At 46.2% G+C, this 25,845-nt stretch carries 31 protein-coding genes, 1 tRNA gene, 2 pseudogenes and 1 riboswitch; of the genes and pseudogenes, 26 read left to right on the plus strand and 8 right to left on the minus strand.

Features of this window, described 5'->3' with window-relative positions:
• Nucleotides 1-40: 40 nt before the first annotated feature.
• Entirely contained in the window at nucleotides 41-478 is a 438-nt protein-coding gene (locus tag BV455_RS18220; RefSeq protein WP_017434186.1) for a GNAT family N-acetyltransferase, read from the minus strand.
• 160 nt (nucleotides 479-638) lie between these two features.
• On the opposite strand from BV455_RS18220, the gene BV455_RS18225 reads away from it, so the two are divergent.
• Together BV455_RS18225 and BV455_RS18230 are read left to right on the plus strand one after the other, a co-directional pair.
• The gene (locus BV455_RS18225; RefSeq protein ID WP_017434185.1) at nucleotides 639-1,100 is read left to right on the plus strand and encodes a helix-turn-helix transcriptional regulator; all 462 of its coding nucleotides are present in this window, start codon (nucleotides 639-641) and stop codon (nucleotides 1,098-1,100) included.
• 45 nt (nucleotides 1,101-1,145) lie between these two features.
• On the plus strand, nucleotides 1,146-1,709 hold the full coding sequence (locus BV455_RS18230; RefSeq protein WP_061579224.1) for a hypothetical protein: 564 nt from the start codon (nucleotides 1,146-1,148) through the stop codon (nucleotides 1,707-1,709).
• On the opposite strand, the gene BV455_RS18235 is transcribed toward BV455_RS18230, so the two are convergent.
• Complete coding sequence (locus BV455_RS18235; RefSeq protein ID WP_061579223.1) at nucleotides 1,698-2,198, minus strand: GNAT family N-acetyltransferase; 501 nt, start codon at nucleotides 2,196-2,198, stop codon at nucleotides 1,698-1,700. The two genes, BV455_RS18230 and BV455_RS18235, sit on opposite strands and share 12 nt — an antisense overlap.
• Nucleotides 2,199-2,420: 222 nt before the next feature.
• Between BV455_RS18235 and BV455_RS18240 the strand changes: the two genes are divergently transcribed.
• Nucleotides 2,421-2,717: a transposase gene (locus tag BV455_RS18240; RefSeq protein WP_042409082.1), complete on the plus strand. Its 297-nt coding sequence runs from the start codon at nucleotides 2,421-2,423 to the stop codon at nucleotides 2,715-2,717.
• Between the two features lie 8 nt (nucleotides 2,718-2,725).
• Nucleotides 2,726-3,607: an IS3 family transposase gene (locus tag BV455_RS18245; RefSeq protein ID WP_061580003.1), complete on the plus strand. Its 882-nt coding sequence runs from the start codon at nucleotides 2,726-2,728 to the stop codon at nucleotides 3,605-3,607.
• Nucleotides 3,608-3,691: 84 nt separating this feature from the next.
• Here BV455_RS18245 and BV455_RS18250 read toward each other — a convergent pair whose 3' ends face one another.
• Nucleotides 3,692-4,651, minus strand: a complete 960-nt coding sequence (locus BV455_RS18250; protein WP_081160248.1) for a glycerophosphodiester phosphodiesterase — start codon at nucleotides 4,649-4,651, stop codon at nucleotides 3,692-3,694.
• Between the two features lie 424 nt (nucleotides 4,652-5,075).
• On the opposite strand from BV455_RS18250, the gene BV455_RS18255 reads away from it, so the two are divergent.
• The 17 genes from BV455_RS18255 (at nucleotide 5,076) to cobO (ending at nucleotide 20,788) form a co-directional block, all read left to right on the plus strand.
• Nucleotides 5,076-5,147: transfer RNA gene (locus tag BV455_RS18255), tRNA-Gln, on the plus strand.
• A 101-nt stretch (nucleotides 5,148-5,248) separates the two neighbouring features.
• Nucleotides 5,249-5,734, plus strand: a complete 486-nt coding sequence (rraA, locus tag BV455_RS18260) for a ribonuclease E activity regulator RraA (protein ID WP_026078367.1) — start codon at nucleotides 5,249-5,251, stop codon at nucleotides 5,732-5,734.
• A 59-nt stretch (nucleotides 5,735-5,793) separates the two neighbouring features.
• A riboswitch (cobalamin riboswitch) is annotated at nucleotides 5,794-5,985 on the plus strand.
• Between the two features lie 153 nt (nucleotides 5,986-6,138).
• Nucleotides 6,139-6,837 (plus strand): HoxN/HupN/NixA family nickel/cobalt transporter, encoded by a 699-nt coding sequence (locus BV455_RS18265; RefSeq protein ID WP_245005362.1) that lies wholly within the window; start codon nucleotides 6,139-6,141, stop codon nucleotides 6,835-6,837.
• A 1-nt stretch (nucleotide 6,838) separates the two neighbouring features.
• The gene (gene cobJ, locus BV455_RS18270) at nucleotides 6,839-8,401 is read left to right on the plus strand and encodes a precorrin-3B C(17)-methyltransferase (protein WP_218687526.1); all 1,563 of its coding nucleotides are present in this window, start codon (nucleotides 6,839-6,841) and stop codon (nucleotides 8,399-8,401) included.
• 15 nt (nucleotides 8,402-8,416) lie between these two features.
• On the plus strand, nucleotides 8,417-9,244 hold the full coding sequence (locus BV455_RS18275) for a sirohydrochlorin chelatase (protein WP_218687527.1): 828 nt from the start codon (nucleotides 8,417-8,419) through the stop codon (nucleotides 9,242-9,244).
• A 12-nt stretch (nucleotides 9,245-9,256) separates the two neighbouring features.
• The gene (gene cobK / locus BV455_RS18280) at nucleotides 9,257-10,036 is read left to right on the plus strand and encodes a precorrin-6A reductase (RefSeq protein ID WP_218687528.1); all 780 of its coding nucleotides are present in this window, start codon (nucleotides 9,257-9,259) and stop codon (nucleotides 10,034-10,036) included.
• Between the two features lie 21 nt (nucleotides 10,037-10,057).
• Nucleotides 10,058-10,705 (plus strand): precorrin-8X methylmutase, encoded by a 648-nt coding sequence (locus BV455_RS18285; RefSeq protein ID WP_061579217.1) that lies wholly within the window; start codon nucleotides 10,058-10,060, stop codon nucleotides 10,703-10,705.
• Between the two features lie 5 nt (nucleotides 10,706-10,710).
• Entirely contained in the window at nucleotides 10,711-11,808 is a 1,098-nt protein-coding gene (locus tag BV455_RS18290; protein WP_017434174.1) for a cobalt-precorrin-5B (C(1))-methyltransferase, read from the plus strand.
• On the plus strand, nucleotides 11,795-13,000 hold the full coding sequence (locus BV455_RS18295; protein WP_042407908.1) for a bifunctional cobalt-precorrin-7 (C(5))-methyltransferase/cobalt-precorrin-6B (C(15))-methyltransferase: 1,206 nt from the start codon (nucleotides 11,795-11,797) through the stop codon (nucleotides 12,998-13,000). The genes BV455_RS18290 and BV455_RS18295 overlap by 14 nt, the downstream gene beginning before the upstream one ends.
• Entirely contained in the window at nucleotides 12,997-13,698 is a 702-nt protein-coding gene (gene cobI / locus BV455_RS18300) for a precorrin-2 C(20)-methyltransferase (protein WP_042407910.1), read from the plus strand. The genes BV455_RS18295 and cobI overlap by 4 nt, the downstream gene beginning before the upstream one ends.
• On the plus strand, nucleotides 13,695-14,465 hold the full coding sequence (gene cobM / locus BV455_RS18305; protein WP_061579215.1) for a precorrin-4 C(11)-methyltransferase: 771 nt from the start codon (nucleotides 13,695-13,697) through the stop codon (nucleotides 14,463-14,465). Before cobI ends, cobM begins: the two co-directional genes overlap by 4 nt.
• Before the next feature lie 4 nt (nucleotides 14,466-14,469).
• Entirely contained in the window at nucleotides 14,470-15,543 is a 1,074-nt protein-coding gene (locus BV455_RS18310; protein ID WP_081160229.1) for a cobalt-precorrin 5A hydrolase, read from the plus strand.
• A gap of 13 nt (nucleotides 15,544-15,556) precedes the next feature.
• Entirely contained in the window at nucleotides 15,557-16,921 is a 1,365-nt protein-coding gene (locus BV455_RS18315; RefSeq protein ID WP_042407917.1) for a cobyrinic acid a,c-diamide synthase CobB, read from the plus strand.
• On the plus strand, nucleotides 16,914-18,425 hold the full coding sequence (locus BV455_RS18320) for a cobyric acid synthase (RefSeq protein WP_218687529.1): 1,512 nt from the start codon (nucleotides 16,914-16,916) through the stop codon (nucleotides 18,423-18,425). The genes BV455_RS18315 and BV455_RS18320 overlap by 8 nt, the downstream gene beginning before the upstream one ends.
• Nucleotides 18,425-19,480, plus strand: a complete 1,056-nt coding sequence (gene cobT, locus BV455_RS18325) for a nicotinate-nucleotide--dimethylbenzimidazole phosphoribosyltransferase (RefSeq protein ID WP_218687530.1) — start codon at nucleotides 18,425-18,427, stop codon at nucleotides 19,478-19,480. Before BV455_RS18320 ends, cobT begins: the two co-directional genes overlap by 1 nt.
• The gene (gene cobA / locus BV455_RS18330) at nucleotides 19,477-20,256 is read left to right on the plus strand and encodes a uroporphyrinogen-III C-methyltransferase (protein ID WP_081160224.1); all 780 of its coding nucleotides are present in this window, start codon (nucleotides 19,477-19,479) and stop codon (nucleotides 20,254-20,256) included. The genes cobT and cobA overlap by 4 nt, the downstream gene beginning before the upstream one ends.
• Nucleotides 20,243-20,788 carry a cob(I)yrinic acid a,c-diamide adenosyltransferase gene (gene cobO / locus BV455_RS18335; protein WP_042407932.1) on the plus strand — a complete coding sequence of 182 codons (546 nt, stop codon included), beginning with the start codon at nucleotides 20,243-20,245 and terminating at the stop codon, nucleotides 20,786-20,788. The genes cobA and cobO overlap by 14 nt, the downstream gene beginning before the upstream one ends.
• A gap of 11 nt (nucleotides 20,789-20,799) precedes the next feature.
• On the opposite strand, the gene BV455_RS18340 is transcribed toward cobO, so the two are convergent.
• Together BV455_RS18340 and BV455_RS21020 are read right to left on the minus strand one after the other, a co-directional pair.
• Nucleotides 20,800-20,952, minus strand: a complete 153-nt coding sequence (locus BV455_RS18340) for a hypothetical protein (RefSeq protein ID WP_155835552.1) — start codon at nucleotides 20,950-20,952, stop codon at nucleotides 20,800-20,802.
• A gap of 4 nt (nucleotides 20,953-20,956) precedes the next feature.
• Nucleotides 20,957-21,088 carry a DUF3892 domain-containing protein gene (locus tag BV455_RS21020; RefSeq protein ID WP_081160221.1) on the minus strand — a complete coding sequence of 44 codons (132 nt, stop codon included), beginning with the start codon at nucleotides 21,086-21,088 and terminating at the stop codon, nucleotides 20,957-20,959.
• Nucleotides 21,089-21,264: 176 nt separating this feature from the next.
• On the opposite strand from BV455_RS21020, the gene BV455_RS18350 reads away from it, so the two are divergent.
• A complete protein-coding gene (locus tag BV455_RS18350; protein ID WP_042407935.1) occupies nucleotides 21,265-21,945 on the plus strand; it encodes a class I SAM-dependent methyltransferase in 681 nt (226 codons plus the stop codon).
• Nucleotides 21,946-22,048: 103 nt separating this feature from the next.
• Here BV455_RS18350 and BV455_RS18355 read toward each other — a convergent pair whose 3' ends face one another.
• Both BV455_RS18355 and BV455_RS20720 read right to left on the minus strand, forming a co-directional pair.
• The gene (locus BV455_RS18355) at nucleotides 22,049-22,114 is read right to left on the minus strand and encodes a YjcZ family sporulation protein (protein WP_071997936.1); all 66 of its coding nucleotides are present in this window, start codon (nucleotides 22,112-22,114) and stop codon (nucleotides 22,049-22,051) included.
• A 174-nt stretch (nucleotides 22,115-22,288) separates the two neighbouring features.
• Nucleotides 22,289-22,417 (minus strand): hypothetical protein, encoded by a 129-nt coding sequence (locus tag BV455_RS20720; RefSeq protein ID WP_017434161.1) that lies wholly within the window; start codon nucleotides 22,415-22,417, stop codon nucleotides 22,289-22,291.
• Between the two features lie 652 nt (nucleotides 22,418-23,069).
• Between BV455_RS20720 and BV455_RS18360 the strand changes: the two are divergent.
• A pseudogene (locus BV455_RS18360) lies at nucleotides 23,070-23,375 on the plus strand (hypothetical protein); the annotation flags it as partial.
• Nucleotides 23,376-23,443: 68 nt separating this feature from the next.
• Entirely contained in the window at nucleotides 23,444-23,776 is a 333-nt protein-coding gene (locus BV455_RS18365) for a hypothetical protein (protein WP_042407938.1), read from the plus strand.
• Between the two features lie 281 nt (nucleotides 23,777-24,057).
• On the opposite strand, the gene metA is transcribed toward BV455_RS18365, so the two are convergent.
• On the minus strand, nucleotides 24,058-24,966 hold the full coding sequence (gene metA, locus BV455_RS18370; RefSeq protein WP_081160219.1) for a homoserine O-acetyltransferase MetA: 909 nt from the start codon (nucleotides 24,964-24,966) through the stop codon (nucleotides 24,058-24,060).
• 153 nt (nucleotides 24,967-25,119) lie between these two features.
• On the opposite strand from metA, the gene BV455_RS18375 reads away from it, so the two are divergent.
• Together BV455_RS18375 and BV455_RS18380 are read left to right on the plus strand one after the other, a co-directional pair.
• Complete coding sequence (locus tag BV455_RS18375) at nucleotides 25,120-25,263, plus strand: formate--tetrahydrofolate ligase (protein ID WP_223845386.1); 144 nt, start codon at nucleotides 25,120-25,122, stop codon at nucleotides 25,261-25,263.
• A pseudogene (locus BV455_RS18380) lies at nucleotides 25,256-25,840 on the plus strand (formate--tetrahydrofolate ligase); the annotation flags it as partial. The gene BV455_RS18375 and the pseudogene BV455_RS18380, both read left to right, overlap by 8 nt.
• Nucleotides 25,841-25,845 lie beyond the last annotated feature (5 nt).

Raw genomic sequence — 25,845 nt, forward strand, 5'->3', positions numbered from 1 at the left:
GAGCCAGTGGCGCTCATGCCGTAGAATTTATACGATCGCTTCATGCCTGCGGGTTGATTTTTTCCATTAGCCGCTCGGGCTGCATTGGCGGCTGAAATCCAAACTGCCGATACAAGCCATGCGCATCTTTCGTCACTAATAAAATGCGTCTTACCGCAGCGATATCAGGATGCTGCAACACACATTCCACGAGCCATTTCCCAAGCCCTTGCCCTCGAAATTCCTCATCAATAAAGACATCGCACAAATAGGCAAAGGTTGCTCCGTCGGTAATGACCCGCGCTAATCCGATTTGCATCTGTTCGTGGAACAAGGAAAAGCATAAGGAATGTTCGAGCGACTTTATAATCGTCGCGCGGTCTCTCGTATTCGCCCAATAGGAGCGGGCGAGAAATTCACAGACGCGGTCGATTTGCACAAGCGCTGGATCGGTGGAAAGCAAGAACGGTCCGTTTTTGTATTGTACGATTTGCAGCAAGTTCGTTTCCCCCTTCGTATTTTTTGCCATTATAATTGATAAAACGAGAAAATGGCAATTAGGATATTTACGAATAAAGCCAAAAATTGTACGATTACTTTTGCAAAGGAAATATTAAAGTAACAGTAATTATATTATGTAAACAAAAGAAGGGAGAATAATGGATAAACAAGAAGTAATCGATCTTCTCTCCAGCAAAATGAAGTTAATTCGCGACGAAAAAGGGTATACACAAGATAAGATGGCGGAAGTGCTGGGGATTTCAAAAAAAACGCTCGTGCAAATTGAAAAAGGGCGGATACAGGCAAGCTGGACGCAAGTCGTCGCGTTATGCGCGCTATTCCGTGATAGCGAAATTATCGAATCGGTGCTTGGCGATAGCCCGCTTGAAGTGATTGAAACGATCGCCCATGAAGAAATCGATGTACCGAAAGGAAAGACGCTCGGCGGAAAAGTATGGTGGAGAGAAATTAAGCGGATGGGGCCGTTTCGCCTCCAGCAAAACCTCATTAGCAAGCATTACCGTATTTTAGATGTGCACAATGATCGCTGGTACAGTTCTTTCGATAAGGAGGAAGCGTTAAAGCGGCTGGAGGAACTCGCTAAAGGTGCCGAATTGTAACCAACTGCCCTTTGGCTGCGACTAATGAAGAAAAAGGGTGGTTTAATGAAACGATGCTGGTGGTGGCTGCTTGGTATTGCTGTCCTTTTTTGCCTGTATGGGGGAGCGCGGACATATGCGTGTTCGTGCGTTCCACCTCGTTCTCCGTCGGAAGAGTTTACGAAAAGTGATGCGGTGTTTTCCGGGAAGGTCGTTCGTATTTATGAAACAACGCGGAAAGAACCGGAAATCGGAGAGCGGGTTTCGCAACATGCGGTTATTTTTTCGGTCGATCGCACGTGGAAAGGGGTAAACGAAACACATGTTGTCGTGTACACTGGCTTCAGCGAGGCAGCTTGCGGGTATCCGTTTGAAGCCGGAAAAGAGTATCTCGTTTATGCGTATGACGATACGGATTGGGTCACAGGAATTTGCTCGCTGACAAAACCGTTGTCGCTCGCCAAGCTTGACATCGAAGCGTTTGGAAAAGGAACACCGCCGACGCAGCACGTGGCGGCGGAAGAGTTGAAGGAAGATAGATTAAATCCTTTCTTACCTTATATGATCGTCATTTGCGTGATTGGTTTTGTCGTAATTCTCTATGTTGTCCAAACACGCCTACAGAAATAAGGACATGATGATATCGTCCACATAGGTGCCGTCTTCCAATTTTAGTTGGCGGCGGAGATAGCCTTCTTGTTGAAATCCAAATTTTTTATATACATGAATGGCTCGCTCGTTCGAGGCCATGACGTTCAAGGTGATTTTTTCAATCCCTTCCTTTTTGGCCCACTCGATCATATGCTGAATAAGCTGAGAACCAATGCCTTGATTGCAGTACGCTTCTTGAAGGCTGATGCCGAATGAGACGATGTGACGAAGCCGTTGTTTCTTTCCCCTCTGCGTGTTCAGTAAACCGATAATTTTCCTGTTTTCTTCCGCTACTAAAATCAAGTTTCCTGATTGTTGCTGATCAATAATCCATTGCCGCTGGCGTTCGACTGTCATCATAAATTCATCTGGAGTCGTCAGCATAAATGGACTTGTTTCTAATATCGTTTTTGTATGGAATAAAATCCCTTCCGCATCGTTTGGCGTGGCCGGACGAATGTTCCACATGATGATCCTCCCTATCAACCTTGGATTGTAGAGGAAGATAATTTTACTAATAATACGAAAAAAAAGATATTTTGTCAATGAACAAAAAACGGGTATGCAGAGGTGTAGGACAGCAGCTTTTTGCATACAAAAAAGCAAGCCGCCTATCATTGATATGATCCCCTTATAGTAGACAGAAAAAAGAAAGCCAATTAATCTGTCTACTATGGAGGGGATTTTTCTATGGGGAAAATACGAAAAACATATGATGCAAAGTTTAAAAAGAAAGCGGTGGATTTATATTGGAAAGAGGGCATGGGATATAAAACGGTGGCGAAAGAATTAGGGATTGATGAGTCCATGGTACGCCGATGGGTGAAACGCTATGAACAGGAAGGAATGAAAGGGCTAGAGGAAAAACGAGGAAAGGCAAAAGGACCAGGCAAAGGAAGACCGAGAACTCGTCCGGAAGATCCTGAAATGAAAATCAAGCGTCTTGAGGCGGAAGTAGAGATGCTAAAAAAGCTCTTAAAGAGGTGAAAGGGGGAATGGAAGCAGTACCAGCTCACAAGAAGTTCGCGATCATTCAAGAAATGGCCGGGTGTTATGGTTCGATTCAACGATTATGTGAAATAGCAGGCGTGTCTCGAAGCGGATATTACAAGTGGGTAAAACGACAGGAACGCCCTTCTCCGAAGCACTTGGAAGACGAGCAGCTAAAGGAAAAAATCCAAGAGTGCCATGAAGAAGTGAAAGGAATCTATGGGTATCGGAGAGTAAAAGTTTGGCTGAAACGGAAATACAAACTGGATATCAACCATAAACGAGTACAAAGGCTGATGAGGGAGATGGGAATTCGGGCAGTGATTCGGAAGAAACGGCCTTATTACGGAAAGAAAGAGCCTTATGTGATTTCGGACAACCATCTAAACCGAGATTTCCACGCGTCCAAGCCAAACGAGAAATGGGTGACAGATATTACCTATTTAATTTTTAATGGGCAAAAGCTCTATTTGTCCGCCATTAAAGATCTATACAACAATGAAATCGTGGCCTACCATATCAGTCAAAGAAATGACATCAAACTGGTCATCGACACGCTAAAAAAGGCCATAAAAAAACGGAATGTAAATGGACTCCTCCTTCATAGTGATCAGGGGTTCCAGTATACATCCCGCCAATACAACAATCTACTAAAAAGATACAATATAAAGGCCAGTATGTCCAGGAAAGGAAACTGTTTGGACAATGCCTGCATGGAAAACTTCTTCAGCCATTTCAAGGCAGAGTGTTTTAATCTGTACTCTTTCCGCACGGCCGAAGAGGTGAAGGATGCCGTACACAAATATATTCGTTTTTATAACCATCAACGTTTCCAAAAGAAATTAAATAACCTGAGTCCTTATGAATATAGGACTCAGGCTGCTTAAATGTGCTTTTTTATTCCTGTCTACTTGACAGGGGTCACTTCACATCGGCGGCTTGCTTCAATGAACATGGAAAACCGCATCATTTTAGAAGATCGGCACCAGCGATTTTGCGGTGAACTTTTTCTTGTTCAGTTCTACTAATTGATCAGGGTAATCCGTAAACATTCCATCCACTCCTAACGATAATTGTTTTAGCATCTCCTCTTTCGTATTGACGGTGTATGGATAAACAACGAGATGGCGTTTATGTGCCTTTTGCACAAATTCTAAAGTAACGAGCGATTGATCTGGTGCAACTCCTTCAGCGTATTCGGCGGCTCGATCCAGCACGTCATCAAGGTTTTGGCCCTTGAGCATGGCAGGGCTATATAGCTGAATGAGCGGAATATCGTGAGGGACTATTTTCTGTAATTTGCGTAAGCTTGCTTCGCTGAACAATTGGAAAATGACTTTACTTTTTTGCAAGTACAAGTATCTGTTCTTTTTTAAAATGCCGACTAGTTTTTCTTCCATGCCAGGATAAATGTTTGGATCTTTTGTTTCAATGTACAGAGCTGTTTTCGACCTGCTTCGCGCAAGCCAATCGATTACTTCTTGGAGAGTAGGAATTTTTTCCTTTCTATACTGCTTGTTAGCATATTGCGGGAACATTTTATTGAACCATGTGCCAGCATCAAGTCGCTTTATTTCCGCCAGCGTAAAATCCCTTACTCTCCAAGGAGCACGATTCGGATAAACTTGTTCTACATTGGTCGTTCTGGCCAGTGTGGCATCGTGAATGGCGACTAACTCTCCGTCTTTCGTCATATGCAAGTCCAGTTCAATGTAGTCGGCTTTCATTTCCAGCGCTTTTTTGTATGCGGATAGCGTATGCTCTGGGGCGTAGCCTGATGCGCCGCGATGGGCGACGACAGTAATATGCTGACTGGCCGGATGACGAGTAGAGGGCTTTTGCTTGACATCATCCGCTGCCCAAAGATTAGAAGCGTATGATGCAAGAAGCACAAGTAAAAGCGGTATCGCCACGATTGTCGCTTTGTTCACGGCTACTTCCCTCCTTTTTACATGGTATTGCATTAGTCAAAAAGATAGAGCGATGGTGAATGAAAATGTTGCCATTCTTTGTAGTGCAAAAGTCGTGGATTTTCTGCGCGAATTTTCGTGAATGATACCATGCCGGGAAGCATGTATGGTGGTTGCGGCGAATCAACCAGGCGGGCAGAGGTTCTTGAAATAGTGACATTATTGTTTGCAAAACATCGAGGGACATACATCGATGATAAGCAAAGTGCAAAACGGCTTTATCTCAAGAAAAGGGACAACAAGCAGCAGATTTTATTGTATGAACTACGTTCGTGATGTGTGGCATATTTTGCATATCGCTGTCCGGCATGTATAAAGAGAAAAAAATGCGGGAAATAATAGGAATGGAAAATCTCTTGCGAAGAAAACGTTAAACAGTGATCGTTGGGCTATAGCCAAGCGGTAAGGCAACGGACTTTGACTCCGTGATGCGCTGGTTCGAATCCAGCTAGCCCAGTCTCTAACAGACAAGCAATGTCGCTTGTCTGTTTTTTTGTGGAAAAAGAAGGAGTTTCGACAAATATGTCAAATATAAGACGTAGCGAGGAGGGAATGATGGTGAAAACAGCAGATTTATGCGATGAATTTTTAGGTGAATTGCAAGTTTGCCAGCTGCCAATGCAATCATATGGCGGCAAAATGGAATTTTCCGGACCGATTGCGACAGTCGATGTATTGGAGGATAATGTGCTCGTCCGCGAGGCGTTAGAAACGGTTCCTGCGGGAACAGTGTTAGTTGTGGACGGAAAAGGCTCACGCAATTGCGCGCTGCTTGGAGATCGTTTGGCGCAAATCGCCTGCGATCGTGGACTTGCGGGCGTGATTATCCATGGCTGCATTCGCGATTCTGCAGAGATCGCCAATATGCCGCTTGGGGTGATGGCGATCGGTACATGCCCCGTGAAAAGCAAAAAAGAAGGAAAAGGAAAGCGGGATGTCGCGCTTGAATTTGGCGGTGTTCTTTGGGAGCCAGGCGCCTATGTATATGCGGATCGCGACGGGATTGTATTGGCAAAAACGGACTTGCTGAAAAAAAGTGATTGACGCCGTTTGAAAATTTGTACTACTATGAATAACAGAAATGTTCTATGAAAAATTGATATCATATGCCAAGCAAATAAGGTGCCTTTCTCATCAGAGAACAGGCTTAAAAGGGAAGTACGGTGAAAATCCGTCACGGTACCCGCCACTGTGATGGGGAGCTTTGTTGCATGATGTCACTGAAGGAAACTTCGGGAAGGCGCAGCAAAGCGATGATCCTAAGTCAGGAGACCTGCCTTATTTGTTCGGACGGATACCTACGGGATTATAGGTAGACGTGCGGGAGAATGGCATACTTTTTGGCTATATTTGTATGCATTTTTCTGCACCTCTGCGTATAGAGGTGCTTTTTATTTTGCAAAAAAGAAGCACAAATTGGCAAAGCGAGGGGTGTAACATTGGAATTTGTGACATATGCCATGCTGGCAGTTTTTCTCGGAATTCGTCATGGGATGGATAGTGATCATGTTGCTGCTATTGCTGATATGGTTGGGAGCGAGACGCACCGTAAAAGGCAAGTATCGCTAGGGATTATGTATGCGTTTGGTCACGGGTCTATAGTGTTTTTTATGGGACTGATCGCTATTTTTCTTGGATTTCATCTTCCTTCTTCGACCATCCGTATTTTAGAGGCGACGGTTGGGTGTACGCTTATTATTCTCGGAGGAATGATGTTATTTTCGCTTTTCTATAAAAATGAGGTTAAAAGCCGAATAAAGGTGTTATACGAATTGATAGATAAAATGACTCGATATTTTCAGAAAAACAAAAAGAAAGAAAGTACTGTTTCGTTTTTGCGCTTCGGCTGGATCAGCGCGTTTATTATTGGCATTCTTCATGGGATTGGGGTGGAAAGCCCAACGCAGCTGGCTATTTTAGCACATGCAGCCGGGAAAGAAAATATGAGCATAGCGGCGCTACAGCTTAGCTTATTTGTCGTAGGCCTATTGATCGCAACGATTGGAATGACTTTTTGTCTTTCCTGGGGATTTATGAAAGCAAGAATGAGAGAAAAAGTGTTTTTGATTATTGGAGCTGCCACTAGTTTTTACAGTTTATGGTTAGGGATATCCATCATTGTCGAAACGTGGAAAGGGGGAGCGTAGTATGAAAGGAAAATTATTAATCGTCGGATTTGGTCCAGGCAGCAAAGAACATATGACAAAGCGGGCGCGGGAAGCAATTGAAGAAAGCGATATTATTATCGGTTATAAAACGTACATTGACCTAGTTGCGGATTTTATTGGCAATAAACAAGTGATTCGCACTGGAATGACGGAAGAAGTAAGCCGTGCGCAAGAGGCGGTGAAATGGGCGGAACGCGGAAAAACGGTTGCCGTCATTTCCAGCGGGGACGCGGGCGTGTATGGAATGGCAGGGCTTGTGTATGAGGTGCTCATCGAAAAAGGCTGGACGCGAGAAAGCGATATCGAAGTGGAAGTCATCCCAGGCATTTCGGCCATTCACTCATGTGCCGCTCTTTTAGGTGCCCCAATTATGCATGATGCGTGCACCATTAGTTTAAGCGATCACCTAACGCCTTGGTCGCTTATTGAAAAACGGATCGAAGCGGCAGCCGCTGCCGATTTTGTCATCGCTCTATATAATCCGAAAAGCGGACGACGCACGCGGCAAATTGTCGAAGCGCAGCGTATTCTTTTGCGTTATCGATCGCCAAATACTCCGGTCGGATTAGTGAAAAGCGCTTATCGTGCGCGGCAACATATCGTATTGACGGATTTAGAGCATATGCTCGATTACGATATCGGAATGTTAACGACCGTTATTATCGGCAATTCTTCAACGTTTGTATACGACGGACTGATGATCACACCGCGCGGATACCAGCGAAAATATACGTTAAGCGCCGCTGAACAGCCGCTGAAACCACACGAACGGCTTCGCCAAGAAGCGGAGCCGTGGGCGCTTGATCAAACGAAACCAAAACCGGTAAGAGAAATCGCGGAAGAAGCGTTGCAAAAATTGGCGATTGGCCATGATGACACCGCGTCGTTTGCACCGGCGATTTTCGAAATTGCGGTTAGCCCGGGAGTAGCGAACAAACATTTTACGCCAAAACAGATGATGGTACTAGCTGACATCGTCGGTGAAGACGGAACAATGATGTATACCCCGGATCATTATTTGAAGCTGGAAGTGCCTACTTCTGATCCAGACCGTATCATCGCTAGACTGAAAGAAGCGGGACTGACCGTTGCCCCTGTCGGGGATGTACTGACGTTGAAAGCTTGCGATTTTTGCGACGGTGAGAAAAAAGACGCGATTCCATACACAGAAGAGTTATACGATCAGCTTGCGGGAATGGCGCTTCCGAAAGAATTGAAGCTCGGTGTAAACGGCTGCGGCATGGCGTGTTACGGAGCGGTGCGGGAAGATATCGGAATCGTCTATCGGAAAGGAGCATTCGACTTATTTTTAGGAGGAAAAACGGTTGGAAGAAACGCACATCCTGGACAACTTGTCGCTGAAGGAATTCCGCCTAGTGAAATTGTGTCCGTTATCACCCGCATTATTCAAGAATATAAGGAACGCGCGCACACGAACGAACGATTTCATAAGTTTTTCCAACGGGTGAAACAAGTTGGCGGATTTGTGTATCAAGAAGCGAAGCAGGCGGCAAAAATCGAAGTGCCTGCCTGCGGAGAATAAGGGGGAAGAAAATGAATGAAAGCAGTATTATTTGTCGGGCACGGCAGCCGCGACCCAGAAGGGAACAACCAAGTTCGGCAGTTTGTCGAACAATTAAAGCCAAGCATCAAAACATCCATACATGTCGAAACGAGTTTTTTAGAATTTGGACTGCCGACAATTCGCGGAGGGATCGATCGTTGCGTTGCCGCCGGGGCTCGCGAAATTATCGTAATTCCGATGATTTTACTGTCAGCGGGACATTCGAAGCTGCATATTCCGGCAGAGATCGATGAAGCGAAGAAGCATTATCCGTATGTGTCGTTCATCTATGGCCGGCCAATTGGCATTCACAAGCAAACATTTTCGATCTTAAAAACGAGATTGCAAGAAATCGGTGAAAATATAGAAAATCCCGACCCGGAAACAGCGGTGGTGCTGCTTGGGCGCGGGGGAAGCGATCCTGATGCGAACAGCGATTTATATAAAATTTCCCGTTTATTTTGGGAACAAACGAACTATTTCCTCGTAGAACCAGCATTTATGGGAGTAACGACACCGTCGTTAGAAGATGGAGTGGAACGTTGCGTGAAGCTAGGGGCGCGGAAAGTGGTGGTTTTGCCGTACTTTTTGTTTACCGGCGTGCTCATCAAGCGTCTTGAAGAAAAAGTAAAACAATTTCGTTTCCAGTATCCCAAAGTCGATTTTGTGTTAGCCGGCTACTTTGGGTTTCATCCAAAATTAAAAACGATTGTGCTTGACAGATTAGAAGAGGCGCTTGGCAAGAAGGTTATGATGAACTGCGATATGTGCCAATATCGGCTTCATGCAGCGGAGCATCATCACCACCACCATCATCATTAAGGAGGAACTGGCATGATTATCGTATTAGCGGGAACGAGCGATGCCCGAGAACTGGCGCTTTGCATCCAACAGGCGGGCTATGATGTATTGGCGACCGTCGTTACAGAACATGCGGCGGAGCAGCTGCGCGCTTCCGGCTTAGCGGTGCATCTCGGACGGCTGGCGGCGGATCAATTGGCGGAGTTGATCCGCGCAAAGAAAGCGAAAGCGGTGGTGGACGCGAGCCATCCGTTTGCCGAAGAAGCGTCGAAAAACGCGATACAAGCTGCCGCAGACGCGGGGGTTCCATATATCCGTTACGAACGGCAAGCGGCTCCTGTTGCTTATGAGCGCGTCACGTTTGTTGACAGTTATGAAGAAGCAGCCGAGCTCGCTGCGAAAAAACAAGGCGTCATTATGCTAACGACCGGAAGCAAAACGCTGCATATTTTTGCTGTCAAGCTGCTTGGCCTTCCAAATACACGCGTGATTGCACGCATGCTGCCGCGCAAAGACAATATGGAGAAATGCGAACAACTAAAATTTCCGCAAGAAAATATCGTTGCGATGCAAGGCCCGTTTACGAAAGAACTCGATAAGGCGCTTTTCCGCCATTTTGGCGTTACGTTGCTCATTACGAAAGAAAGCGGAAAAGTTGGATTTGTCGACGAAAAAATCGCCGCCGCACAAGAGCTGGGGATTGAGACGATTGTCATTCGTCGTCCGTCGATTGAATATGGCACGGTGTTTTCCCAGTTTTCCGATGTCGTTAGGGCGTTACAACAAATGGTACCGTTATCCATTCATTCATGAAAGAAAGAGGGGTTTTTTACAATGGATTTTCGCACGGAATTTCGTCCGGTTACGGTCCAGCCGCAACAAATTGAAGCAAGAAGCTTTCAAATCATTGATGAAGAAATTGGTGAACACCATTTTACGGAGGAACAATATCCGATTGTACAGCGCATCATTCATGCTTCTGCCGATTTTGAGCTTGGAAAAAGCATGTTATTTCATCCTGATGCCATCCGCGCGGGAATCGAAGCAATACGCAGCGGCAAAACGGTCGTCGCTGATGTGCAAATGGTACAAGTCGGTGTGAATAAAACGCGTATTGAAAAGTTTGGCGGAAAAGTGAAAGTGTATATTTCCGACGAAGATGTCATTGCGGAGGCGAAAAGGCTCAACACGACAAGAGCGATCATCGCGATGCGAAAAGCGGCGAAGGAGGCGGAAGGCGGGATTTTTGCGATCGGCAACGCACCAACGGCGCTGCTGGAGTTGATTCGTTTGATTAAAGAAGGAGAAGCGCGTCCAGGATTAGTGATCGGCCTGCCGGTCGGATTTGTGTCGGCGGCAGAATCGAAAGCGGAGTTGGCGAAATTAGATATTCCATTTATTACGAATATCGGCCGAAAAGGAGGAAGCACCGTTACAGTAGCGGCGCTAAACGCGCTGTCACTGTTGGCAGAGAGAGGGTAAACAAAATGGAAGCGAAAAAAACGCTACGAGAAGGATATACGACAGGGGCGTGTGCCACAGCAGCAACGAAAGCAGCATTAACGGCCCTTATTACCGGCATTCGGCAAACGGAAGCAACCATTTATTTGCCAGTCGGACGCAAGGTGACGTTTGCGATTGAAGCGTGCGAGATTCACGGTGAGTCGGCGAAAGCAACGGTGATCAAAGACGGCGGGGATGACCCTGATGCGACGCATGGAGCGGCGATTGTATCAACCGTTTCATGGGCGGAGCAGCCCGGCATTCATTTAGATGGCGGAAAAGGGGTAGGGCGCGTCACAAAACCGGGCTTACCGGTGCCGGTTGGCGAAGCGGCAATTAATCCTGTCCCGCGGAAAATGATTCACGAAACCGCGCGCGAAGTATTGGAACAATACGGCATTTCCCGCGGAGTGAACGTCATTATTTCCGTTCCTAACGGAGAAGAAATCGCCAAAAAAACATTAAACGCGCGCCTCGGCATTATCGGCGGCATTTCGATTTTAGGGACGCGCGGCATTGTCGTTCCTTTTTCGACGTCTGCGTACCGCGCAAGCATCATTCAGGCGATTCAAGTGGCGAAAGCAAACGGATGCGACCATGTTGTGATTACGACGGGGGGACGGAGCGAAAAATTTGCGATGCGGCAATATCCTCATCTTCCTGAGGAAGCGTTTATTGAAATGGGGGATTTTGTCGGCTTTACGTTGAAACAGTGCAAAAGACTAGGAATCAAAACCGTTTCGATGGTTGGGATGATGGGGAAATTTTCGAAAGTGGCGCAAGGCGTCATGATGGTCCATTCGAAAGGGGCGCCTGTCGATTTCGCATTTTTAGCGGCGATTGCCGAGCAAGCAGGTGCTTCGCCGGAACTCGTTGCCGCTGTTCGCGAAGCCAATACGGCATCACAAGTTGGCGAGATGATGCAGAAAGCAGAAAATAGGGGTTTTTTTGAAATATTATGCGATCACTGTTGCTTAGCAGCGTTACAGGAAGTTGGAGGAGGGATTACAGTCGAAACATCGCTGTACACAATGGGTGGTCAATTATTAGGAAAGGCGGTACGAAACGATGCAGGCGATTAAACTAATTGGCATTGGCGCCGATGGGAAAGCGAGCCTCCCGCACCTTTATGAACGTTGGATTTATGAAAGTGAGTTATTGGTAGGAGGAGAGCGTCATTTAGCCTTTTTCCCTGATTATCAAGGCAAAACGCTCACGATTCGAGGAAGTCTATCACAGCTTGTTGAGCGGCTTCGCCATGAAACGAAACGCACCGTCATTGTCGCGTCTGGTGATCCGATGTTTTATGGAATTGGCAGCTATTTATCTAGCAAACTGCCGATCGAAGTGTATCCCGCGGTCAGTTCGATTCAGTGGGCATTTGCGAAAATGGGAGAAAAGTGGCAGGACGCCGAATTTATCAGCGTCCACGGCCGCAGCATGAAAGGGCTTGCCCAGCGCATCGACGGATGTGAAAAAGTAGCGATATTAACGGACGAAACGAATTCTCCTAATACTATTGCGAAATATCTGCTTTCGTACGGAATGACCGAATACCGCGCATTTGTCGGAGAAAATCTTGGCGGACAAGATGAACGGTGCCGCTTTTTCGAATTAGAAGAGATGGCAGATGCCGAGTTTTCCCCATTAAATGTGGTTATTTTACAAAAAACAAAAGCGGGACCGACGTGGTCATTAGGAATTGACGATGACGAATTTTTGCAGCGTAAACCAGAGAAAGGACTAATTACGAAAAAAGAAATTCGCGTGTTAAGCATTAGCGCGCTCCGCCTTCATGCTAAAAGCGTCGTTTGGGACATTGGCACATGCACCGGTTCCGTCGCGATTGAAGCGGCGAAAATCGCCCGCGAAGGCGCCGTGTTTGCGATTGAAAAAAATGCCCATGATATCGAAATTTGCAAGGAAAACTTAAAAAAATTCCGCGTTGACATTACGCTTGTACACGGCAAAGCTCCTGAGCATTTAGACGAATTTGCTGATCCGGATGCGATTTTTATCGGGGGAACGTCGGGAGAAATGGGACCGCTGCTTGATGTTTGTTGTCAACGCTTAAAACGAAACGGCCGCATCGTGATAAATGCGGTAACGATTGAAACGCTGGCGCAGGCGGTGGAAGGATTAAAGCAGCGCGGCTTTCAAGTAGACGTTACGCTCGCGCAAATCTCAAGAAGCAAGCCGATTTTAGAGCTGACGCGGTTTGATGCGCTTAATCCGATTTATATCATTACGGCAAAGAGGGAGGGAGACGAATGAGCGGAACATTGTATGGCATCGGCGTTGGTCCGGGCGACCCCGAGCTATTGACGGTGAAGGCGTTTCGCCGTCTGAAAGAAGCGCATGTCATTGCCTATCCAAAAAAACAGCGCGGCAGCAAAAGCTATGCTCAGCAAATTGTTGAAGCATATTTTTCTTCGGCGGAAAAAGAAATGCTTGGTCTCGTCTTTCCAATGACGAAAAATATGGATGTGTTGACAGAAAAATGGAACGAAACGGCGGAAGCGATATGGGAACAGCTCAGCGCGGGGAAAGATGTCGCGTTTGTGACGGAAGGAGATCCGCTTTTATATAGCACGTTCATCCATCTGATGAACATCATGAAAGAGCGGTATCCAAATGTTGCGATTGAAATTGTTCCGGGAGTTTCCTCCGTCAACGCGGCGGCGGCGAGACTGCAGATCCCGCTTGCCGACGGGGATGAACAGGTGGCGATTATTCCAGCGCGCGACGACTATGAGGCGATGAAAAGGGCGCTTAGAGACCATGATTGCGTCGTCTTTTTGAAAGTGGCGAAAGTGATGGAAATGATGATCCGTCTTCTTCGCGAACAAAATTTATTGCAAAAAGCCGCCGTGGTGACAAAAGTGACATCAAAGGAAGAAATCATTTGGAATATCGAACAGCTTGAAGGAGTAGAGTTGGAATATTTAACGTTATTGGTGGTGAGAAAGTGAAACTGCATATTATTGGCGCGGGCCCGGGGGCTCCGGATTTGATTACGGTGAAAGGTGCGCAGCTGCTCCAAGAAGCGGATGCAATTTTTTACACCGATTCGCTTGTCAATGACGAACTGATCGAGCGCTATCGAAAGCCAGAAGCGGAAGTATTTCATACGGCAGGAATGCATTTAGAGCAAATGGTTGAAGCGATGTTAGAACAGCTTAGGCAAGGAAAAAAAGTCGTGCGCATTCATACGGGAGATCCATCCGTTTACGGAGCGACGCTTGAACAAATCGCGCTATTCAAAAAGCAAGGGGTGGAAGTTGAAATCGTCCCGGGCGTCAGCTCGGTATTTGCGGCGGCAGCGGCTGTTCAAGCGGAGCTGACCGTTCCGGATTTAACGCAGACGGTCATTTTAACGCGAGCAGAAGGACGGACACCGGTTCCAAATCAGGAAAAACTGGAAGATTTGGCAAAACATCATTGCACATTAGCGTTATTTTTAAGCGCTACATTAACAAAAAAAGTAACAAAGGCACTAAGGGATGCGGGATGGAACGATGATACCCCCATCGTGATTGTGTATAAAGCGACATGGCCAGATCAAAAAATTGTTCGTTCGACGGTCGGCACGCTGGACGAGGATATGCGCGCAAACGGCATCCGTAAACACGCGCTCATTTTAGCGGGATGGGCGCTAGACCCGGAAATTATCGAGCGCGACTATCGTTCAAAGCTGTATGATAAAACGTTCACACACGGATATCGACAGGGGGTGTGAGGAGTTGTATGCAATTGTTGCGATTACGAAGCATGGTGTTGATATTGCCCGCCGCGTCGGCGAGGAGCTTCCGAACGCTCATGTGTATTATACGAATAAGTTTGCGAGAGGAGATGAAGACGAAAAAGGCATTCGCTTGTTTGAAGGGAACGTGCGGTTATTATTGCCGTCGCTTTTTCAAACATACCGCGGGCTTATTCTCATTATTTCGCTTGGCGCGGTCGTGCGGATGATTGCACCGCTGTTAAAAGATAAAAAAACTGATCCGGCGGTTGTCGTTATTGATGATAAAGGGGAACATGTCATTAGCGTTCTTTCCGGACATCTTGGCGGAGCGAACGAACTGACTCGGCAAGTCGCGGAGATTTTACATGCCCATCCCGTCATTACGACTGCGTCTGACGTACAAAAAACGATTGCCGTTGATTTATTTGGCCGTTCCTTCGGCTGGGAGTGGGAATCCGACGAAAAGCTGACGTCTGTCAGCGCCGCCGTCGTCAATGAACAGCGCGTTGCTATTGTGCAGGAATCAGGAGAGAAAAATTGGTGGAACTATGATACTCCGCTGCCAAACAATATCCTTGTTTATGATTCGATTGAGAAAGCGCTAGCGGCAAAACCGGATGCCGCGCTTGTTGTTACCCATCGTTTATTAACGAAAGAGGAAGAAGCGATTTTACAAAACGGTGTTTTGTACCGCCCAAAAGTGATCGTGCTCGGCATTGGTTGCAACCGCGGCACAGCGGCGGAAGAAATTGAATCCGTCATTCGCGATACATTAGACAAGCTGCTCTTTTCAATGAAAAGCGTGAAAGCTGTATGTACGATCGAATTAAAAAAAGACGAGCCAGGGTTGCTTGAAGTTGTGCGAAAATATGGATGGGAATTCGTCTATTATACCCCTGAACAACTGAATCAAGTAAACATCGAACAGCCTTCTAAAACCGTGTACCGCTATACAGGCGCTTACGGTGTGAGCGAGCCGGCAGCGAAGCTTTATAGCGGTGCAGAGAAATTAGAATTAGTGAAGAAAAAAGCAGGCAATGTCACGATTTCTGTGGCACTTTTACACCATTAAGGGGGAAAACAGCATGCGAAGAATCGTAATCGCCGGGACGGGAAGCGGCGTTGGCAAGACGACCATAACGATTGGATTGATGGCGGCGTTAAAACAAAAAGGCTACATTGTACAAGGGTTTAAATGCGGCCCAGATTATATTGACCCAACCTATCATACTGCTGTCACGGGCCGACCGTCGCGCAATTTGGACAGCTGGATGGTTGGGCACGAAGCGGTTCAAGCGATTTGCGCAAAAGGCTGTGAAGGGGCGGACATCGCCATTATTGAAGGAGTCATGGGGATGTTTGACGGGAAGCGGCCGACGACAAACGAAGGAACGACAGCGGAAATCAGCGTATTAACGAATAGTCCGGTGCTATTGGTCATCGACTGCGCCGGCATGGCACGGAGCGCGGCAGCGGTTGTCCGCGGTTTTCAAATGTTTGATGAACGCGTGCGCATTGCGGGAGTAATTGCCAACCGCGTCGGTAGCGAAGGGCATTTTCGTCTTGTGAAAACGGCAATTGAACAAGAATGCGGCATCCCCGTGGTCGGATTTTTAACCAAAGATGATGCGCTTCACATTCCTGAACGTCATTTAGGGCTCATTCCATCGATTGAGCGCGGGGAATTAGATCATTTTTTTGCGGAATTAGGCGAGCGCGTTGCCAAGACGGTGGATCTTAACGCGTTGCTCAAGCTGGCGGAAGCCCCAGCATTAAATGTTCCTCGATCGTATTTCGATGTAAACAAATCGTATGATGTACGGATTGCGGTCGCAAAAGACGCGGCGTTTCATTTCTACTACCCGGAAAATTTAGAGATGTTACAAGCGTATGGTGCCGAGTTAGTCTTTTTCTCCCCGCTTGCCGGCGAGCCGCTGCCAGATGGGGTACATGGGTTATATATCGGCGGCGGGTTTCCCGAAGAGTTCGCAAAACAGTTGTCCGAACAGCGAAGTGTCAAACAGTCGATCAAAACCGCGGTCGAAAGCGGGCTTCCGACATTGGCAGAATGCGGGGGATTTATGTTTTTAACCGAAGGCATTGAAACGACAGAAGGCCAGTATTATGACATGGTTGGCGTCATTCCGGGACGGATTGTCATGCATCCGAAGCTCGTCGCGCTTGGATATCGTGAGGTGAAAGGAGAACCAGGAAACTTTTTGCTTCCGGAAGGCCTGCGAGCGCGGGGGCATGAGTTTCATTATTCCACGTACGAAGCGCGCAGCGAGATTCCGTTTGCCTATGAAACAACGGGGCTGCGCGGTACGAAAAAAGATGGCTATCAGCATCGAAACTTAATTGCAGGCTATGTCCATTTTCATTTTGCGTCTTGTCCGTCAATGGTTGAAAATTGGCTAACGAAATGCGAGAAGGTGAAAGAACATGGCTAAAGCGTTGCCGATCATGTTTCAAGGAACGCATTCCGATGCGGGAAAAAGCATTATTGCCACGGCGTTTTGCCGTATTTTCGCGCAAAGCGGCTGGAAAACGGCGCCATTTAAATCGCAAAACATGTCTCTGAACTCGTATGTGACGATCGATGGGAAAGAAATCGGCCGGGCGCAAGGAATACAGGCGGAAGCGGCTGGCATTGCCGCAACAACGGATATGAATCCGATTTTAATTAAACCGAGCCGCGAGCATGAATCGCAAATCGTCGTGCACGGAAAGCCGTATAAAAATATGCAGGCGTTCGCGTACCGCACCGAATTTTTTGAAAAAGGGTTAGCCATTATTCGAGAGTCGCTCGACGCATTAATGAATGAATATGACCGGCTCGTCATCGAAGGAGCGGGGAGTCCGGCAGAAATTAATTTAAACGACCGCGAACTTGTCAATATGCGTGTTGCCCGCATGGCCAACGCTCCGGTCGTGCTGATTGGCGATATTGAACGGGGCGGAGTGTTTGCCAGTTTAGTAGGAACGTTGCAGCTGCTTGACAAAGAAGATCGCAAACGGATTATCGGCGTGATCATTAATAAGTTTCGCGGTGACTTGGCACTATTGAAGCCGGGTCTTGATTGGTTTGAACAATATACTGGCGTTCCCGTGTTAGGCGTCGTTCCATATTTAGAAGATTTGCATATTGACGCGGAAGACTCTGTTCGTTTAGAACAAATGTCCACAAACGTCAATCCGGATAAAGACATTGATATTGCCGTTATTCGATATCCGAAAATAGCTAATTTCACAGATGTGGACCCATTTTTGGCTGAGCCGGACTGCCACGTTCGCTTTGTAACGACGGCATCTCAACTTGGGAAGCCAGATTTGCTTATTTTGCCGGGCAGTAAAAACACCATTGAAGACTTGCTATATATGAAGAAAAACGGTATGGCGGAACAAATTGCACAGCTCTACAAACATCACCATGTGACGATCGTCGGAATATGCGGCGGTTATCAAATGTTAGGTGCTTGTATCCGTGATCCATTTGGAGTGGAAACACCATTGCGGGAAATTTCCGGATTGAATCTCCTTCCAATGGAAACGACGCTGGAGCGTGAAAAAACGACCGTTCTTTCGGAAGGAATATTGACATTTGCTGGTGAGCGCCTTTTTGTGAAAGGATACGAGATTCATATGGGGCGTTCGCAGCCGCTTGACGGAACTATTCCGTTTATTCATGTGCAAGGGCGTGCGGAAGGCGCTAAAAGCAAAGATGAACGGGTGATGGGCACGTATTTTCACGATCTTTTTCATAACGATGCGTTCCGTGAGGCGTTATTGAACAAAATTCGCTGCGAGAAAGGATTATCGCCTATTTACGGACGTCAGTCGTTCCGGACTATAAAAGAACAAGCTTTTGACCGCCTTGCCGATCATGTAAAGCGGCATGTCCGTATCGAAGAAATCGAAGAAAAAATGCATGCGTTTCAAAAGGGGAATGTGTAATGTTATTTTCGATTCCAAAGCTTGATAAAGAAATAGGAAAAGAGGTACGCGCTTACGTCGACCAATTGACAAAACCGGTTGGCAGCCTTGGCCGTTTAGAGAAATTAGCGATTGAATTGGCAGAAATGACAGGGAGCAAATTCCCCGATGTTTCCCCGCCTGGCGTGCTTGTGTTTGCTGCTGATCACGGTGTTGCGAAAGAAGGAGTGTCAGCGTTTCCGCCGGAAGTAACGGCACAAATGGTATGGAATTTTGTTCAAGGCGGCGCGGCGATTAACGTATTCAGCCGGCAAATCGGCGCCATATTTGCCATTGTTGATGTCGGGGTCGCTGCACCAATTGAACATAAAGCTGCAATTTCGAAAAAAGTGCGGTACGGAACAAACAATTTTTGCGAAATGGAAGCGATGAGCGATGCGGAAGCGGAACAAGCGCTAATGGTTGGTTACGAACAAGCAAAGGAAATCATCGGCAAGGGGGCTCGTACTCTCATTGTCGGCGAAATGGGCATCGGCAATACGACGACCGCGAGTGCCATTTTAACGGCGGTGAGCGGCAAGCCAATGGAACAACTCGTCGGGAGAGGAACAGGCATTTCGGAAGAGAAGATGGTGCATAAAGTCCATGTCATTCGCCGTGCGTTGTCATTTCATAAGCCTGATCCGTCTAAACCGATTGAATTATTAGCCAAAATCGGTGGCTTGGAAATCGCTGCGATGGCAGGAGCGATGTTAGCGGCAGCGGAGCGGCGCGTTCCGATTTTATTGGACGGATTTATCTGTACGGTTGCTGCACTTGTAGCTAAGCTTTTCGCTCCGGATGTTGCCGATTATATGATTGCTGGTCATCGTTCTCAAGAAATTGGTCATCAAATTGCTCTTGAATTATTAGGGAAAGAGCCGCTCATCGATTTAAGCATGCGCCTTGGCGAAGGCAGCGGCGCGGCTGTGGCATTTCCGCTGTTGACATTTGCGACAGCGATGATAAAAGAAATGGCGACATTTGCTTCTGCCCATATTTCAAATTCTGTAGAAGGAGCAGGAAAACAATCATGACAAATGGAAAAGTATATATCGTCGGTGCCGGTCCCGGCGATGAAAAGCTGATTACCGTCTATGGATTGGAATGTATTCAACAAGCTGATGTCATTATTTACGACCGGTTGATTAATAAAAATTTACTAAAATATGCCAAAAAAGATGCGGAACTCATTTACTGCGGAAAAGAGCCGGGAAAGCACGCGCTCATTCAAGAATGGATTCATGAGCTGTTAGTCGAAAAAGCACAACAAGGAAAAATTGTCACTCGTCTAAAAGGGGGCGATCCTTGCGTTTTTGGACGGGCCGGGGAAGAAGCAGAGGTACTTGCGCATCATGGCATTCCATTTGTAATCGTTCCTGGCGTGACGGCGGGAATTGCAGCTGCCGCTTATGCCGGCATACCGGTTACACATCGGGAATATGCTGCTTCGTTTACCATTGTTACTGGCCACGGCCGTCAAGAAAAGGGAGATGACCGTCTTCATTGGGAAGGATTAGCGAAAGGAAGCGACACGATTGCCTTTTATATGGGTGTCGGCAATTTGCCGTATATTTGCCAAAAGCTGATCGAACATGGAAAACCGTCGAATACTCCTGTGGCGGTGATCGAATGGGGAACGACGGAACGACAACGCACGGCTGTCGGTACGTTGCAGACGATTGCCGATGTCGTCAAGAAAGCTGGTCTTTCCCATCCAGCGATTATTCTTGTCGGAGAGGTCGTTCGGCTCCGTGAAACGATTCAATGGTTTGCTGAGATGAACCGAGGTGAGACGGTTGCCACCACATAAAAAGAAAGGGCGCATTATCATTTATACGGGGGATGGAAAAGGAAAAACGACCGCCGCTCTCGGATTGGCGATACGAGCGGCAGGAAGGGGGAAAAAAGTCGCCGTCATTCAGTTTATTAAGTCACCGGAACGCATGTATGGCGAATATCTTATATTTCAAAAACTTGGAATCGAAATGTATCAAATGGGTGCCGGGTTTACGTGGACGAAAACGCCGGAAGTACACCGGCAGGCATTGAAAGCGGCATGGGGATTTACGGAAGAAAAAGTATTATCAGGTATGTACGACTTAATTATTTTAGATGAACTGAATAATGCGCTTGCGATTGACCGGTTTCCGGTTGATGATATCGTTTCCGTTCAAGACGTACTTCGATTAATAGAAAAGCGTCCGCCTGATCTTCATTTAGTTATTACCGGCCGTTCGGCGAGGCGGGAATTAATCGAGATCGCCGACATTGTTACTGAGATGAAACTGATCAAACACGATTATGAGCAAGGCGTTACGGCGATGAAAGGGATTGAGCTGTAGCTCATCCCTTTTTACTCATATAGGTCGGTTTTGTCGTTTTGCGATTTGTTTTGTTTTCTGCCTTTGCTGTTGTCCCCGGAAACAGGGCCATTAAGCAAGGACATAGCATCTTGCGTCGGAGCGTTTTGATTTTTGCTTCCTTTGTTCGGCTGTTTTGTCATCATTGCTTCATCCTTTCTTTTTTAGGAAATTTAGAAGATGACCGAGATTGTTGAACGCATCTCCATCCGGATTTGATCGTTCGCCATCCCGTTCGTTTGCGATATGGAAGCCACTAATCACGCCGCTTTCCGCTTTCATCAGTGCTTTTTGGTACGAAAGCTCCCATCCTGTCGATATTTCAAGCTAATAAGTCACTTTGGTGATTTTTGCCCGTCGACAGACGTTTCTTGCTCGTTCATTGTCATTTACTCTTTCTTTTCCTGTTGTTATTTTTAGTGAAAAGAGAACATTTTATGTAAAAAGAGGTGATATTCGTGGCAACATTTGATTGGCATAAAGAAGCAGAAAGACAGTGGGATGAAAGAGCCGAGTTTTGGCACCAAAGCAGCGAGGAGATGTGGGAGAGGGGCAGCCGAAAAACGATCATCCCTTTTATTGCTTCTTACATTCCGAAAGGAAGCAACATCGTCGATTTAGGCTGCGGCGACGGCTACGGCGCATGGAAGCTGGCTAAAGCAGGATATGAGGTAACCGGCGTCGATTTATCAGCGGAAATGATCGAAAAAGCAAAAGAACGAGGCGAAAGCGAACGGATTCGCTTTGTGCAGGGCGATTTAACGAGGCTGCCGTTTGCCGATGAAACGTTTGCCGCGGCGATGGCCGTTAATTCCCTCGAATGGACGGAGCGGCCGCTTGTGGCTCTCCAAGAAGCAAAACGGGTGGTAAAGCGAGGCGGCTATTTTTGCGCCGGCATTCTCGGACCAACCGCTGCGCCGCGCGTCAACAGCTATCCGCGTTTATACGGGAAACCAGTCATCTGCAATACGATGATGCCGTGGGAATTCGAGCAGTTAGCCAAAGAGAATGGATGGGAGATCATCGACGGACAAGGGGTGTATAAACGGGAGGTGTCCGAAAGCCTCATCGGCCCGTTGCCGACCGAGCTGAAGCAAGCGTTGACGTTTATGTGGGTTTTTATGCTGCGGAAGAAATAAAGATGTGCGCAATCGCTGTCTTTGCGTATAAGATAAAAACAATAAAGAGAGCTGCTTGTTTGCCAAACAGCTCCCTCGCTTTTCTTTTGTCCCTCTATGTTGTTTAGTAACCGTAGCCGCCAAATGCAGTGCCGACAATAATCAACAAAAAAAACAATACAACAATCAACGCAAAGACGTTTCTGTTTCCCGGTGTAGCTTATTCTTCTGCACCTCCTCTATCAAGCTACCGTATCGTATGAAAAATGGCGAAAGGGAACTAGACCATCGTAAGAAGCGCAAAAAATAAGAAAAATACCTTGCAGACGGAAAAGCAAAAACCTTGGCGTTTCGCCAAGGTTTTTTAGCTTGCGGTATATTTTTCTTCCCATTTTTGCCGCCATTTATTGCGGCGTTCCGTGCGAGCCCCTTTATACAAATGTTTGTATTTGCGCCAGTGTATTTTCCATTGCTTTCTCCGTTCTGCTCTCACGTGCCACTCATCCCTTTCTAGCTGCATCTTTCTATATTGTTTAACTTCGTTTTAGAGGTTGTCGAATCCTTTGACTAGTTTTGTCGAGGGGGAGGAAGTTTCCGTGAACAATCGCGAATAAGGATAATCGTTTTCCGCCATTTTGTCAAGAAGCGTGCAATTATTCTTTGTTTTTAGTATGGAAAATAACAAACAAATATAACGGTTTTTACTGAAATAAAGGGAATGGGGAAGAAAAATGTTAATGAGTGTTTAGAATTGTTACCCATCGAATATTGCGTGTAACTGAACATGGAAAAGGGGAGCGGGACGCTCCCTTTTTTTGCGTTGCTGGCAACGTTTTACAAAGCACCGGATGTTGTGGAATGGGTGTTTTGATAGGCAAGATGGTGTATTGCGAAGTGTTGAAATTCAAACATGCGCATATTTGAAGGCATTAGAATCGTGAACGGGTGACATGGTAGAATAAAACGCAGTAATTTTGCAGTAAATCAGCAGTAAAATCGCATGAGTGGACAAAACATAGTTGATATTCTCATTTTACTTTGCGTTAGTTGTCAAGCGGAGGAATACAAAGGAGAACATGCTTATTATATAATGTCGAAGGGTGATTGGAAATGGCGGTAGCAATGAAGCTTAAAAAGCTGCGTTCCAACATATCGAAGCAGAATTGTATTGCTATCACGATACGTTGAAAGAGATACAAATGATTCGAAATAGTATCATGTTTTGTCGAGAGGGAGTCGATGAAAACATAGGTGGCGGCCGCGATTCTCTTCTAGGGAAGCCGACAGAATCCATCGCTGTACGATTGGCGGCACATAAGCGGTTAGCACCGTTAGAGGAAAGGGCCAACGCCATCGAACGAACGGGTATATACACAATTGCCGGAAAGGTATCAAAGGCTGATTCGATTATGGGATTGGACAAGACGGTATACATGGGATGGACTAGCTGACAAATTAAGTAAACGCCAAGCCATGCGGGGCGGGATGAAATTATTTATGCGATTGCGGGGGGATTGGGATGCAGATGAGTTCAGTATTTATAAAAGAGTTAGCTGATATACTCTTCAAATACAATTTAGCTTGCATCAAGTCGGATAACGGTATTATAGGTTATAAAGATGGCGAATTCAAAATGTTGAATAATACGTTTGTTAGCGCGAAACCAAAAGGAATTGAGATGAGTGGTTACAGTTTGGATGTATATGGAGTCAAGAATAAAAGAGAACTTTTAATGAAAATAGTAGAAGATATAAAAGATTGTTTTGATAGAAACTGGATAGGTGCCATTGAGGGGAATTATTTTATTGGTTTTGATGATGGCAACAAATTCAAAATAAGTATTATTAAATAATTGTAATTTAATGTAAATTAATCCTTGAATTGCAATGTGGGATATTTATTTGAAGCAGATCTTTGAAATCGTAAGCTGAAATGAGGCTGGCTCAAAAGGCCGCTGAATCGACCTTTTGAAGCCAGCCTCTTTTGTTTGGAGGTGATGAGGGCGGGCACGACCGTATGTTGACCACGTATTTATCACAACCACACCCGACAAACCAATATGGCCATGACACAAAAGTGTTGATTTGATGTGATTTTTCCGGCCACCAACGACTACGAAATCCCTAAAAATACTTATTCCCATTCATACGGTGTTTCCTGATAGACATAATAGTTCAGCCAGTTGACAAACAATAAATTGGCATGCGAGCGCCAAGTGTTGAGGGGCTGTTTCGTCGGATCGTCGTCTGGAAAATACGATTCCGGAATGTGAATCGGCAAGCCTTTGGCCAAATCGCGTTCATATTCCTCTTTTAATGTCGTGGCGTCGTATTCTGGGTGGCCGGTTAAAAAGATTTGCTTTCCGTTATTGGATGCGACTAAACATACGCCGGCTTTTTCGGCAACGGATAAAATCGTCAGCTCCGGCACTTTTTCAATATCTTCGCGTTTAACGTCGGTATGGCGCGAATGCGGCATGCGGAAGACATCGTCAAACCCGCGCAATAGTTTGACATTTTTCTTTTCCAGCGAATGTTTGAAAACGCCAAAACATTTTTGCGGCAGCCGGTATTTTGGAATGCCGTAATGATAATAAAGGCCGGCCTGCGCTCCCCAGCAAATATGTAAAGTGGAAGTAACGTTTGTTTTCGTCCATTCCATAATTTCCGTCAGCTCTTTCCAATATGTGACTTCTTCAAACGGCATTTGTTCGACCGGAGCGCCGGTAATGATCATTCCGTCAAACTTGCGGTGGCGGATATGCGGAAAGATCGTATAAAACTGCTCCAAGTGATGTTTGCTTGTCGTTTTCGGTTCATGGGTAGCTGGGCGCAAAAAAGTGACGTTCACTTGCAGCGGCGAATTGCCAAGAAGGCGCAATAACTGTGTTTCCGCTTTTTCTTTTTCCGGCATTAAATTTAAAATCACTATATTTAACGGACGAATGTCTTGCGAATAGGCCCGCTCCTCATCCATGACGAAAATGTTTTCTTGTTCGAGTATTTCTTTGGCTGGCAAATCTTTTGGAATGTTGATTGGCAACAGTCTCACCCTCCATTCTTTCAATGTTTTAAATAACTTAATTATAAAAACATTACAAATTTTATTCAACGAATTTTTTTTCAATTTGTATCAATGGTAAAATGTATATGTTTACGTTTATTACAATCAATGGGGGAACAGAGGATGGCAATAATGGCGAATCAGGCGACCAACTTGGAAATCGCACAACAGGCGAAGCTGGAGCACATTCAAGACATTGCCGAAAGCTTAGGTCTTCAAGAAGACGAATGGGAGCCATACGGACGCTACAAAGCAAAACTTTCCTTAACACATTGAAACGGTGCAAGCGTTTGGTTTGCCGTTTGTGATTGCCATTAACCGTTTTACGACAGATACAGCTCGTGAAATAAAAGCGCTTACGGATTTTTGCGATATGAATGGATATCCTGTATCGTTAACGGAAGTGTGGGCAAAAGGTGGAGAAGGCGGCCTCGATTTAGCGGAAAAAGTTCTCCATGCGATCGAAAGCGAAGAGAATCATTTCTCCCCTTTATATGACGTTAACGAACCGATTCCGGAGAAAATCCGTAAAATCACCCAAATCGTGTACGGGGCGAAAGATGTCGAATTTTCTTCCAAAGCACAAAAACAAATAAAACAGTTTATGGAATTTGGCTGGGACAAGCTTCCGATCTGCGTGGCGAAAACGCAATATTCGCTTTCTGATGATCCGGCAAAACTAGGCAGGCCGACAGATTTTACGATTACGGTGCGCGAATTTAAACCGTCGATTGGCGCGGGGTTTCTCGCTGCATTGACAGGAGATGTGATGACGATGCCAGGCTTGCCGAAGCAGCCGGCGGCGCTACGCATGGATGTTGATAAAAAAGGAAATGCAGTCGGGCTATTCTAAAGGAG

The sequence above is a fragment of the Parageobacillus caldoxylosilyticus genome (genome assembly GCF_019272935.1).
Taxonomy (GTDB): domain Bacteria; phylum Bacillota; class Bacilli; order Bacillales; family Anoxybacillaceae; genus Saccharococcus; species Saccharococcus caldoxylosilyticus.